The organism is Brevibacterium sanguinis (genome assembly GCF_039528855.1).
In the GTDB taxonomy this organism is placed as follows: domain Bacteria; phylum Actinomycetota; class Actinomycetes; order Actinomycetales; family Brevibacteriaceae; genus Brevibacterium; species Brevibacterium sanguinis.
On record NZ_BAAAMB010000007.1, the window covers coordinates 118,089 to 129,741 of the forward strand.

10 protein-coding genes are annotated in these 11,653 nt (G+C 69.3%); 6 read left to right on the forward strand and 4 right to left on the reverse strand.

Annotation, left to right across the window (positions count from 1 at the left end; translation table 11 throughout):
* Nucleotides 1-76: 76 nt before the first annotated feature.
* The 3 genes from ABD154_RS08755 to ABD154_RS08765 are packed head-to-tail and all read left to right on the forward strand — an operon-like array spanning nucleotide 77 to nucleotide 4,022.
* Entirely contained in the window at nucleotides 77-1,162 is a 1,086-nt protein-coding gene (locus ABD154_RS08755; protein ID WP_198499824.1) for an ABC transporter permease, read from the forward strand.
* Nucleotides 1,162-2,244 carry an ABC transporter permease gene (locus tag ABD154_RS08760; RefSeq protein ID WP_344251099.1) on the forward strand — a complete coding sequence of 361 codons (1,083 nt, stop codon included), beginning with the start codon at nucleotides 1,162-1,164 and terminating at the stop codon, nucleotides 2,242-2,244. Before ABD154_RS08755 ends, ABD154_RS08760 begins: the two co-directional genes overlap by 1 nt.
* Nucleotides 2,241-4,022 carry a dipeptide ABC transporter ATP-binding protein gene (locus tag ABD154_RS08765; RefSeq protein WP_344251100.1) on the forward strand — a complete coding sequence of 594 codons (1,782 nt, stop codon included), beginning with the start codon at nucleotides 2,241-2,243 and terminating at the stop codon, nucleotides 4,020-4,022. The genes ABD154_RS08760 and ABD154_RS08765 overlap by 4 nt, the downstream gene beginning before the upstream one ends.
* A gap of 78 nt (nucleotides 4,023-4,100) precedes the next feature.
* Here the strand turns inward: ABD154_RS08765 and ABD154_RS08770 are convergent, their stop codons facing one another.
* Nucleotides 4,101-4,760: a TetR/AcrR family transcriptional regulator gene (locus ABD154_RS08770; protein ID WP_198499822.1), complete on the reverse strand. Its 660-nt coding sequence runs from the start codon at nucleotides 4,758-4,760 to the stop codon at nucleotides 4,101-4,103.
* Between the two features lie 130 nt (nucleotides 4,761-4,890).
* Here ABD154_RS08770 and ABD154_RS08775 point away from each other — a divergent pair, with 130 nt between their 5' ends.
* Entirely contained in the window at nucleotides 4,891-5,571 is a 681-nt protein-coding gene (locus ABD154_RS08775; RefSeq protein WP_344251101.1) for an NADPH-dependent FMN reductase, read from the forward strand.
* A gap of 244 nt (nucleotides 5,572-5,815) precedes the next feature.
* The gene (locus tag ABD154_RS08780; RefSeq protein ID WP_198499821.1) at nucleotides 5,816-6,577 is read left to right on the forward strand and encodes a 3-hydroxyacyl-CoA dehydrogenase; all 762 of its coding nucleotides are present in this window, start codon (nucleotides 5,816-5,818) and stop codon (nucleotides 6,575-6,577) included.
* Between the two features lie 7 nt (nucleotides 6,578-6,584).
* Here ABD154_RS08780 and ABD154_RS08785 read toward each other — a convergent pair whose 3' ends face one another.
* Nucleotides 6,585-7,313 carry a response regulator gene (locus ABD154_RS08785; protein WP_198499820.1) on the reverse strand — a complete coding sequence of 243 codons (729 nt, stop codon included), beginning with the start codon at nucleotides 7,311-7,313 and terminating at the stop codon, nucleotides 6,585-6,587.
* The gene (locus ABD154_RS08790; protein ID WP_232623732.1) at nucleotides 7,310-8,830 is read right to left on the reverse strand and encodes a sensor histidine kinase; all 1,521 of its coding nucleotides are present in this window, start codon (nucleotides 8,828-8,830) and stop codon (nucleotides 7,310-7,312) included. Before ABD154_RS08790 ends, ABD154_RS08785 begins: the two co-directional genes overlap by 4 nt.
* 109 nt (nucleotides 8,831-8,939) lie before the next feature.
* Between ABD154_RS08790 and ABD154_RS08795 the strand changes: the two genes are divergently transcribed.
* Nucleotides 8,940-10,199 (forward strand): CPBP family intramembrane glutamic endopeptidase, encoded by a 1,260-nt coding sequence (locus ABD154_RS08795; RefSeq protein ID WP_198499818.1) that lies wholly within the window; start codon nucleotides 8,940-8,942, stop codon nucleotides 10,197-10,199.
* Here ABD154_RS08795 and ABD154_RS08800 read toward each other — a convergent pair.
* Complete coding sequence (locus ABD154_RS08800; RefSeq protein WP_198499817.1) at nucleotides 10,107-11,504, reverse strand: serine hydroxymethyltransferase; 1,398 nt, start codon at nucleotides 11,502-11,504, stop codon at nucleotides 10,107-10,109. The two genes, ABD154_RS08795 and ABD154_RS08800, sit on opposite strands and share 93 nt — an antisense overlap.
* Nucleotides 11,505-11,653: the final 149 nt, after the last annotated feature.

The window sequence follows — 11,653 nt, forward strand, 5'->3', positions numbered from 1 at the left end:
CGTGCGCCCGGCGGCGCATCCGCGACTCCGCTCAGTCACGACGGCGATCCTGTCACGACGACACATCGAAGGAACCATGTCTGCAGCCATCAGCCAACCCGAGGCGGCCGAGCCGACCGCCGCGGTCAAGAAGGCCCCGGGAAGCGGCCTGGGACGCTACGTCCTCATCCGCTTCCTCCTCATCATCCCGACCATCTTCATCCTCACCACCCTGGTGTTCTTCCTCATGCGGATCACCGGCGACCCGATCACCGCGGCACTCGGCGGCCGCCTGACCCGGGAGCAGCTGGCCGAACGCGTCGCCGCCGCCGGCTACGACCGGCCGATCCTCGTCCAGTACTTCGAGTACATGGGCAATCTGCTCCGCGGTGACTTCGGGACCACCGTCTCCGACGGCCAGCCCGTCACCGAGGTGCTCCTCACCTACGGGGCGGCGACCGTCGAACTCGTCTTCTACGCGCTCATCGTCGCGTTCATCATCGGCATCCCCTTCGGCATGATCGCCGCGTACAAGCGCGACAAGACCCCCGATGCGGTGCTGCGCATCCTCGCGATCCTCGGCTATGCGACCCCGGTGTTCTTCGCCGGCATGATCCTCAAGCTCATCTTCGGCGTCTTCTGGCCGATCCTCCCGGTGGCCGGGCGCGGCACGACGGAGACCGAATACATCATGTCCGGGGTCGTCGATCCCACCCGCTTCTACATCATCGACGCGATCCGCATCGGCAACTTCGAGGTCCTCGGCGACGTCCTCGCCCATGCGGTCCTCCCGGCCGTGGCGCTCGGCATCCTCACCGCCGGCGTCTTCCTCCGTCTCGTGCGCACGAACCTCATCGGCACGCTCGGCCAGCAGTACATCGACTCCGGCCGCTCCCGCGGGATCTCCGAGTTCCGCCTCGTCACGAAGCACGCCTACCGGCCCGCGCTGATCCCGATCATCACCGTCATGGGCATGCAGATCGCGCTCATGCTCGCCGGCGCCGTGCTCACCGAGACGACGTTCGAATGGAAGGGCCTCGGCTTCAAGCTCGCCGAGTACCTCACCGCCCGCGACTTCGTCGCCGTCCAGGGCATCGTCGTGTTCCTCGCCGTCATCGTGGCGTTCACGAACTTCCTCGTCGACGTCATCGCCGCCTTCATCGACCCCCGAGTGAGGTACTGATGTCCACATCCCACCCGGAGAAGACCGGGATCACCGAAGCGCCGGAGAGCGCCAAGGAGTCCTTCGCCGAGGCGGCCCCCGGCACCGGTGTCCCCGCCGTCGTCCTCGATGAGAAGGCGAAGAAGTCGTGGTTCAACCGGCTGCCCATCGTCTCCCATCTGCGCCAGTCCGTCGGCCTGCAGCGGGGCATGCTCGTCACGGGTCTCGTGCTCTGCGGGCTCGTCCTCATCTGCGCGGTCTTCGCGCCGCTCATCGCCCCGTACGGCTACAACCAGCTCGGCACCTCCGAGGGGAACTTCGGGGCCCCGCTGCCGCCGAGCGCCGAGCACATCTGGGGCACGACCGTCGGCGGCTACGACGTGTTCTCCCGGGTCATCTGGGGAGCCCAGACCGCGGTCGCCGTCATCGTCGTCGCCGTCGTCGCCTCCCTCTTCCTCGGCGTCGCCCTCGGCCTGATCTCCGGCTACCTCGGCGGGTGGCTCGACCGGATCCTCGTCGTCATCGCCGACGCCGTCTACGCGTTCCCGACCCTGCTGCTCGCGCTCGTCATGGCGATCGCGATCTCCGGCGGGCAGTCGAGCGCGTGGGGCGGCATCGCCGCGGCGGCGCTGTCCATCACCGTCGTCTTCATCCCGCAGTACTTCCGCGTCGTCCGCGCCGAGACCCTGCGGCTCAAAGCCGAGCCCTTCGTCGAATCGGCGATCGTCCTCGGGGCGTCGAAGACGCGGATCATCGGCAAGCACATCTTCCGCAACGCGACGCGCACACTGCCGCTGATCTTCACCCTCAACTCGTCCGAGGCGATCCTCACCCTCGCCGGACTCGGGTTCCTCGGATTCGGCATCGAACCCACCTCGGCGGCGGAATGGGGCTACGACCTCAACAAGGCGCTGCCCGACGTCACGAGCGGCGTGTGGTGGACCTCGGTCTACCCGGGTCTGGCGATCGTGCTCACGGTGCTCGGCATCACGCTCGTCGGGGAGTCGATGAACGACCTCAACGACCCGCGCCTGCGGGTGCGGCGGAAGGCGAAGACGAAGGCCGGCGCCGCCGGTGCACGCGATCGAAAGGCCGAAGCATGAGTGCGAACCAGACTGACAGCGGCCGGGCGGAGTCGGCACCGATCCTCGACGTCGACCACCTCGACGTCACCTTCTCCACCGACGCCGGTGAGGTCCACGCGGTCAAGGACCTCTCACTCGAGGTGCGCCCCGGCGAAGTGCTCGCGATCGTCGGCGAATCCGGTTCGGGCAAGACCGTGACCGCCCGGTCGATCCTCGGGCTGCTCCCGGAGACCGCGCAGCGCTCGGGTGCCGTCGTGCTCTCGGGCAGCAACGTGCTCAGCGTCGCGCCCGAGCAGCTGCGGCAGATGCGCGGCTCGGATGTCGCCATGGTCTTCCAGGAGCCCTCGACGGCGCTCAACCCCGTGTTCACGGTGGGCTGGCAGATCGCCGAGGGGCTGCGCGCCCACCATCGGCGGGCGAGCCGGTCCGAGCTCAGGGCCAAGGCGGTCGCGGCGATGGAGCAGGTCGGGATCCCCGATGCAGCCAACCGCTTCGACTACTACCCGCACCAGTTCTCCGGCGGTCAGAAGCAGCGCATCGTCATCGCGATGGCGCTGGCGCTCGGGGCCAAGCTCATCGTCGCCGACGAGCCGACGACCGCCCTCGACGTCACGGTGCAGGCCGAGATCCTCGATCTGCTCCGCGACCTGCGGGACACCACGGGCACCGCGATCGTCCTCATCACCCACAACATGGGCGTCGTCGCCGACCTCGCCGACCGGGTGGCCGTGATGTACCGCGGTGACCTCATCGAAGTCTCACCGGTGGGCACGCTCTTCAGCGAGCCGAAGGAGCAGTACACCCGCGACCTGCTCGCCGCCGTGCCGAAGCTCGGATCGACCGTTGCCGGCAGTCGGAAGGCCGCCGCCGGCAGTCGGAAAGCTGCCGTCGTCGAGGAGCGGGACCCGGCGACCGCGCCCGCCGCGGGGGAGGAGCGGGACCGGGCGACCGCCTCGGCGGGGGACTCCGTCGTCGTCGCCAAGGACCTCGACATCGTCTACCCCGGCGGCATCGGGCGCCCGGACTTCCACGCCGTGAGCGCCGTGAGCTTCGATATCAGGGCGGGCGAGGTCTACGGCCTCGTCGGCGAGTCGGGGTCGGGCAAGACGACGATCGGCCGGGCGATCGCGGGTCTGACGCGGGCCAGCGGCGGGAGTCTCAGCGTCCTCGGTCATGAGATGGTCGGGTTCAGGGAGGGCGGCTTCCGGCCGATCCGCAAGCGCATCGGGTTCGTCTTCCAGGACCCGGCGGCGTCGTTCAACCCGCACCTGACGATCGGGGAGTGCATCGCCGAGCCGTTCGCGATCCACCGTCGCGAGATGACCGCACGCGATCGGCAGTCCCGGGTGCTCGAGCTCCTCGACTCCGTTCAGCTGCCGTCGGAGTATGCGGGGCGCTACCCGCACGAGCTCTCCGGCGGACAGCGGCAGCGGGCGTCGCTGGCGCGCGGCCTCGCGCTCGACCCCGAGCTGCTCATCGCCGACGAGCCGACCTCGGCCCTCGATGTGTCGGTGCAGGCGAAGGTGCTCGAGCTCTTCGTCGAGCTGCAGAACCGGTTCGACTTCGCGGCGCTCTTCATCAGTCACGATCTCGCCGTCGTCGACATGCTCTCGGATCGCATCGGTGTGCTCTACCACGGCCGGCTGCTCGAGGAGGGCACCGGCGAGCAGGTGCTCGGGGCGCCGAGCAACGACTACACGAAGCGGCTCATCGCCTCCCTGCCGGTGCCCGACCCGGTCGAGCAGAAGGAGCGGCGCGAACTCGCGCGGCAGCTGCGGGTCGCCGCCGGGGCGTAGCGGGCCGGGCACCGTTCGGGCGCTGCGTCACCCTGCGTGGAGTGGCGCAGCGCCCGGAAGGCGGCTGCGCGGACAGCCCTACTTGCCGTCGGAGATGAAGTCGAGCATGCCCGCCTCGTTGACGGGCAGCGCGAGGAGACGGTCGAGTTCGGCCTCGTCGGCGTCGATGCCGACGATGCGCAGCGCGTAGAGCGTGAACTCGCGCTCGATCTGCTCGGAGTCGAGCTCACCGCCGGGCCGGAACCAGATCGAGAGCGAATTGCAGATCGAGAGGATCGCCCGGGTCGCGAGCTGCGCGTGGCTGACCCGGAACGCCCCCGAGTCGATGCCCGCTTGGATGATGTCGCCGAGGATGTCCCGCGCCTCCCGCTGCAGCGTCTTGATCCTGGCGGCGTTCTCCCCGCCGAGGCGCTCGGTGTCGCGCAGCAGCACCGTCGATACCGACACGTTCGCCATGCGGTAGCGGGAGAGGTAGCGGACGGAGACGGCGAGCTGGTCGACGGGATCGTCGTCCACCTCGGCGATGACGGCCCTGCTGTGCTCGATGTACCACGTGTACGCGGTGTGGACGAGTTCGTAGAGGGCTTCCTGCTTCGACGGGAAGTAGTAGTAGAGGGCGGAGAGGCTCAGCCCCGCCGCCTGGGCGATGTCGCGGATCGACGCACCGTCGAAGCCCTTCGTCGCGAAGGTGTCGCGGGCCGACCGGAGGATGTTGTTGCGGCCGTTCGTTGCTCTCACGTGACCACGCTCCTCGGTCATTGGGGATCGAACATTCTTTCAAGTGGGTTCACTCGCCCCTCGACAATACCGCAGAACCCCACTGTGAGGACCGTCACCCTGCAACTTCGGAATGATTAAAGTTTCAAGCATGTTGCCAGTCGGTGGAGCCGTCGTCATCTCCGGCGTCGGCCCGGTTCCGGCGGCGGACGTCGCCGGTCCACCGCTCACCATCGACAGACAGCGAAGGACATCCATGCTCAAGGTCGCGATCATTCCCGGCACCAACCGTCCCCAGGCCCTCAATCCGCAGGTCGTCGCCTGGGTCAAGGACCAGCTCGACGTCCGCGACGATGTCAGCGCCGAGGTCGTCCACTTCGCCGACTTCGACCTCCCGCTCCTCGACGAGGTCATTCCCGCCGGTGCCCAGATGTACGCGAACGCCCACACCAAGGCCTGGGCCGCGAAGCTCGACGAATTCGACGCCTTCATCTTCGTCACCCCTGAGTACAACCACTCGATCTCCGGCTCGCTGAAGAACGCACTCGACTTCGTCGCCGCCGAGTTCAACCACAAGGTCGCCGGCATCGTCAACTACGGAGCCGACAAGGGCGTGCGCGCGGCCGAGCACCTGCGCCACATCCTCGCCAACTACAAGGTCGCCGTCGTCCGCGACCAGGCCTCCTTCAGCATCTTCACCGATGTCACCGACGGCACCTTCACCCCCACCGAGGTGTCCGCCGCACCGTTCACCTCGATGGTCGATGACCTTGTCGCCTGGGGCGGCGCGCTCAAGGGCGTCCGCGAGGACGCCGCCTCCGTCGCCGTCTGAGCGAATGACCCAGCCCGCCTGCCATGTCCGCGGCAGGCGGGCTGTGTCGTGTCCGGGCAACCTCGCCGAGGCGGTCGGACCTCGGCGCCGGGAACTCCGGTGGCCGCGGAGGCCGGGCACCGCCTCGGCGAGTGACCCCCTGTGATCTGGACGACACCGCTGGGGTAGGGTCGGATCAGTGAACGATCGCTCAGCGCCGGACCCGGCGCCGCGATCCCCGCCGTCCCCGACGCGAAGGAATCCCATGGACATCACAGACACAGTCGCCCTGGTCACCGGCGGAGCCTCGGGGCTCGGCCGCGCCACCACGGAGGCGCTGCTCGCCGGCGGGGCGCAGGTCGTCATGGTCGACCTCAACGCCGAGGTGGGGGAGCAGGTGGCCCGCGAACTCGGCGACCGCGCCCACTTCGTCGCCGCTGACGTCACCGACGAAGCTCAGGTGCAGGCGGCCGTCGACACGGCCACCGGACTCGGCTCCCTGCGCATCGTCGTCAACTGCGCGGGTGTCGCGACCCCGGGCAAGCTCGTGTCGAAGAAGGGCCCGCTGCCCCTCGACGCGTTCACCAAGGTCCTCGCCATCAACGTCGTCGGCACCGTCAACGTCTGCCGTCTCGCCGCCGCTGCGATGCAGCAGGAGGAGCCGGTCGGCGAAGAGCGCGGCGTCATCGTCAACACCGCCTCGGTCGCGGCGTTCGACGGCCAGATCGGACAGATCGCCTACTCCGCGTCGAAGGGCGCCGTGGCCGCGGTGACCCTGCCGATGGCGCGCGAACTCGCCGCCTCCCTCATCCGCGTCGTGACGATCGCCCCCGGCATCTTCGAGACCCCGATGATGGCGGGACTGCCCGCCGAGGCGCAGGAATCGCTGGGGAAGTCCGTGCCTCACCCCGCGCGGCTGGGCAAGCCCGCCGAATACGCGCAGCTCGTCGAGTCGATCGTTGCGAACCCGATGCTCAACGGAGAGACGATCCGCCTCGACGGCGCGATCCGCATGGCGCCGAAGTGATCTGAGCTCAGCGTGACTCGTTGACGAGCAGGGCGAGCTGGACGCGAGTGCTCACCTCGAGTTTGTCGAAGATCCGCGCGAGATGGGTCTTCACGGTCGCCGTCGAGACGAAGAGCGACCGCGCCACCTGCGCGTTCGTCATGCCGCTCGCGACCGCCTCGGCGATTTCGCGCTCCCTCGCGGTCAGCGTCGCGAGCGGATCGGGGCGACTCGGCTGAGCAGGACCTCGCATGCCGTCGAGCGCACCGGCGAGGAACGCATCGCCACCGCCTGCGCTCGGGAACCCGTCCTGCCGCTGCGGTGCACGGCCGTCAGCCGATCGCGCCTGATCGAGGAGGGAATCCATCACTCCTGGTGAGAGCGTGCGAGTGCCGCCGGCGGCGGCGCGCACCGCGTTGATGAGCTCATCGGGTGGGGTGTCCTTGAGGATGTAGCCGGCTGCCCCGGCGCGCAGCGCCTCGTGGACGAACTCGTCGGTGCCGAACGCGGTGAGGACGAGCACCTCGGGGCGCTCGGCCTGCGCCATGAGCGTGCGGGTCGCCGCGAGGCCGTCCATGACCGGCATCCGCAGATCCATGAGGATGAGATCGGGGGAGAGCTCACGGGAGAGGGCGACGGCCTCCTCGCCGTTGGTCGCCTCGGCGACGATCTCGATGTCCTTCGCGACGCCGAGGAGGAGCCTGAGTCCCGAGCGCATGAGCGACTCGTCGTCGGCGATGATGATCCTCAGGCTCATGCGGTCTCCTCGGTCGGCGGGGCAGAGGCGGGTCGGTCGTTGGGCAATCGGTCGGGCACCGCGCGTTCGAGACTCGACCGTCCGTGCACCTCGGTCTCCGGGCGCGCGCTGTCACTGGTCTGCCCCGCGCTGTGGTCAGCGGGTACGGAATCCGGTTCGGCACGGAGTCCGGGCGCGGGAATCCGCGCACGGAGGACGAAATCGGGTCCGGCGGTCACCGTGAGATCGCCGCCCATCGCCTCCATCCGCTCGCGCAGGCCGAGCAGCCCGAGCCCGGAGCCGGCGATCGGCGACATCTGCGGCGGCACCGCGGTGCTGCGTCCGGCACCGCTTGCGCTGGCGCGTCCCAGCGGGTTGCTCGCGGTGAGCAGCAGGGAGTGCGGGGTGTCGTCGACGGCGACTGTGATCGTCAGCCGCGCGCCGGGCGCGTGCTTGACGGCGTTCGTCATCGCCTCCTGGACGAAGCGGTAGATCGTCGTGCGCTCAAGGGCGCCTAGGCTGTGGAGCGATGCGGCGGTGAGCGGCGGTTCGTAGACGAGGTCGACGCTGTCGGCGCGGCCGCGGACGAGGGGTTCGAGGTCGGGATCGACGACGGTGCCCTGGTCGTCACCGCGCAGCATCGTCAGCACTTCGCGCAGTTCGACGCCGGAGCGGCGGGCGCTGTCGGCGATGAGGCGGGCACTCTCGCGCACCGACGCCGGGTCGAGGTCCTCGCGGACGGAGAGCGCACCGGAGTACATCGCGATGACGCTGAGGTGGTGTGACAGGGAGTCGTGCATGTCGCGGGCGATGCTCCGGCGCACCTCGGCGATCGCCCGTTCCTGCCGGGACTGCCCGCGCAGGAGGGTCTGGGCGGCGGAGTCGATGAAGCCCTGCTCACGGGCACCGCGGATGACGCCGATGACGACGATGATCGACAGGGACGAGAGATTGAAGAGGTAGACGGGCAGCTGGAAGCCGCCGAGGGCCGTGGGGGTGATGACGTAGGCGAAGGTCAGCGCGGCGATCGAGACGAGGAGCGTCGCGATGGTGAGGAGCCAGTTCCGCCGCGCGCACAGCGTGATCATCAGCAGCCCCGACGACGCGATTCCGAGGACTCCAATCGTTCCGAAGGCGACGCCGATGAGACCGAGGGTGACGGGAATCCACCCTCCGGTGTGCCGCTGCAGGGATTCGACCGATCCGTCCCGGTCGAGGAACGTCTCGCCTCCGCGGCCGCTCGTCGACAGGAATTCCCGGAGCTTCTCGGCCGCCAGGACTTTGGGCCTCAGCGTCGAGCGGGGAACGGTCCGCCCGTCGAGCCAGAGGACGATGGGCAGGCAGGCCAGGGAGATCGCCCCGAAGACGATGTGGATGGTGATCTCGGCGTTCCGGCTGAATTCGTCGACGGCGGGATCGTTCGGGTTCGACCAGTTGGCGGCAATGAGACCGGCAACGATGAGCGCGCCGATGACGAAGCTGATCGTCGTCCACAGGGCGGCGCGGAAGAAACGGTGGTGGCGGGCGCGAAAGGGCACCCTTCGACGATACCCGGGCGGTCGCCTCGGCGAGGTCAGCCGAAAGGATGAGAATGTCCATGCCCCTGGTCGATGGCGGTCGTCGACATCCGGCAGCAGGGTGGAGAGCATGACGCCCCGACTCCCCACCGCGTATCTTCGTCTGCTCCGCGACCTGCCGGGCAACCGCTGGTTCAAGCCCGCTCTCCTCGGCGGACTTGCTGCGCTCTACTACCTCGTCTTCGTCGTTGGACTCCTCGTCGTTGTCGCCGTCTGGTTGGGGCTGAGTGCCGACGATGTCGACACTGCCGTCGCTGGCATCGACGATCTGAACACGGCGACGGGTCTCCTCACGACCCTGCTGTCCGTCATCCTCATGTGGCCGGCCCTCGAACTGGCGATGCTCACCGTCTACCAGCGCTGGTTCTTCCCGCTCATCTCCGTGCGGAAGAGCGGCGCGGCAGCCGACGCAAGGGTCAACGCTGGGGCCGATGCGGCGACGGACCCGGAAGATGCGGGGGCTGGTGCGGCGGCGGACCCGGCTGGTGCAAGGGCCGACGGAGCGGCTGCCCCAAGGGCTCAGCAGGCTCCCGCCCGGCCGGCCTCGGTTCCCGGTGGAATGCGGTGGCGGCTGCTGGGGCGGTATCTTCTGCTGTCGTTGGTGGTGTGGGCGGTCGGTCTCGTCGTCCTCGGGATCATCGCGCCCGAAACGGTCGCCATCGAACACGGCGCCGCCTGGGGACACCGGCTCGCGCTGCTGCTGGTCCTCGTCCTGTTGCTCGTCCCTCTCCAGGCGATGAGCGAGGAGCTCGTGTTCCGCGGGCTTGCGATGACCGTCATCGGCAGCTGGCTGCGTCATCCGGCGTGGGCACTCCTCCTTCCCGTCCCGCTCTTCGTGGCCGGACACATCTCTGATGTGCCCGGTCTCATCAGCGTCGGGGTCTTCGCCGTCGTCATGGGGGTGATCACACTGCTGACGAACGGGCTCGAGGCGGCGATCGCCTTCCACACGGTCAACAACCTGTTCGCCTTCGGCCTCGGCATCATCACCGGCACCGATCTCAATGCGACGGACACGGCTCCGGCGGTGCTCGCGGTCGGCACCGCCGCACCGATCGTCTTCGCCCTCGTCGTCATCCTCGACGCTCGTCGTCGCGGTCCCGAACTGCGGGTGCCGCGGTCGGCGGTCACGGACGGCGCGAGCGCCGCCGGTGCGGCAGGTGCGCGGAGTCCTGCCCGCGCCCATCGCGACCTCGGCCCGGGATCCCCCTCGGGAGTGCCTGCGCCCGAGCTGCGCTCACACCGTGAAGCGCACCCCCGTGAACTCCCTCCGCCACGCGGCGACCTCGGTCGCGATGTCGTCGAGGACAGCCTCGGCGGATGGATCTGACGACGAGGCCGATCCTTCGCGCGAGACAGACACACCGGGCACTGATCCACCGGGCACCCGTGCCGTCTCGAGCGCCCGGGCGATGAGTCCGGCCAGCCGCGGCATGTCGTCGACGGTCATGCCGCGGCGCACGATCTCCGGGGTGCCGATTCGCACGCCGTTCTGGTCGCCGGGGACCTCCGCGACGGGCAGGCCGATCCCCGAGGTGAGGAACCCGGCCCGCTCGAGCACCCGGGCGGCCGCGGTGCCGCCGCCGAACGGGGCGGCGAGCAGGGCGAACTGGTGGGAGTCGGTGAACCCCTGTGCGCAGCGGAAGGGCTCGACCCCCGCCTCGGCGAGGGATTCGGCCAGGGCCGCGGCGCATGCGCGCATCTGCGCGGCGTAGTCGGCGCCGGTCTCGATCCAGTCGGCCAGGGTGACCCCGAGGGCCGCGACCGCGGCGGCGTTGAAGTTCGCCGTCATGCCGGGGAAGGCGATCGCGTCGATGCGCTCGGAGAGGTCGTCGTCGGTGCTCAGCAGCAGTCCGTGGGTCGGGCCGCCGAGGCTCTTGTACGTGCTCATCGACATGAGGTGGGCGCCCTCGTCGAGCGGGTTGGCCCACTGCCCGCCGGCGATCATCCCGCACAGGTGCGCGGCGTCGAAGAGGAGGTGGGCGCCGACCTCGTCGGCGATCTCACGGACCGCGGCGACCGGGTGCGGGAAGAGGTTGAGCGAACCGCCCATCGTGATGAGCGCGGGCCTGACCTCCCGCGCGAGCGATGCCAGGGCGTCGAGGTCGTAGGAGTACGTGGCGGCGTCGACGGGGGCGCCCACCGTGGTCAGCCCGTAGAGGCCGGCGGCACCGGCGGCGTGGTGGGTGACGTGACCGCCGATCGTCGCAGGTGAGGCGATGATCGTGTCCCCGGGAGCGCATGTGGCCATGAACGCGTAGAGGTTGGCCATCGCCCCGCTGGGCACGCGCACCTCGGCGAAGTCGGCGTGGAAGAGAGACGCGGCGAGCTCGGCGGTGATGACCTCGACCTGCTCGATGTGTTCGAGCCCCATCTCGTACTTCGCGCCTGGATACCCGAGCGAGGTCCGCGACGCCGAACCGCCCGCCAGGAGCGCCGCTGCCCGCGGGTTGAGGACGTTCGACGCGGGGTTGAGGTTGAAGGCCTCCTCGTCGTGGAGTCGGTCGGAGGCGGCCAGCAGGTCCTCGATCGTCGATGCGACGGCGGCCATGTCTCCGCCGAGGCGGTCGCTGGCGATCTCTTCGATGCGCGCTCGGCTCTCGGCGGGGATCCACGGGTGGGGTGTCTGGTGCACGGTGCGACTCCTTCGTCCTCGGCCGGGCGAGTGAGCCGCGACCGTTCGTCCTCGATCCTAGTGAGCCTCAGCCCGCAGCGGACTCCGGAATCGACAAGCATGCCGATAACGTATCTGTGCACGAAATCGAATGATCGGCGGCGGGTCCG

Excerpts from the sequence above, each read along its gene's own strand:
- ABD154_RS08755 (WP_198499824.1), top strand. The coding sequence starts at position 77 with ATGTCTGCAGCCATCAGCCAACCCGAGGCGGCCGAGCCGACCGCCGCG.
- ABD154_RS08760 (WP_344251099.1), top strand. The coding sequence starts at position 1,162 with ATGTCCACATCCCACCCGGAGAAGACCGGGATCACCGAAGCGCCGGAG.
- ABD154_RS08765 (WP_344251100.1), top strand. The coding sequence starts at position 2,241 with ATGAGTGCGAACCAGACTGACAGCGGCCGGGCGGAGTCGGCACCGATC.
- ABD154_RS08775 (WP_344251101.1), top strand. The coding sequence starts at position 4,891 with ATGTTGCCAGTCGGTGGAGCCGTCGTCATCTCCGGCGTCGGCCCGGTT.
- ABD154_RS08780 (WP_198499821.1), top strand. The coding sequence starts at position 5,816 with ATGGACATCACAGACACAGTCGCCCTGGTCACCGGCGGAGCCTCGGGG.
- ABD154_RS08785 (WP_198499820.1), bottom strand. The coding sequence starts at position 7,313 with ATGAGCCTGAGGATCATCATCGCCGACGACGAGTCGCTCATGCGCTCG.
- ABD154_RS08795 (WP_198499818.1), top strand. The coding sequence starts at position 8,940 with ATGACGCCCCGACTCCCCACCGCGTATCTTCGTCTGCTCCGCGACCTG.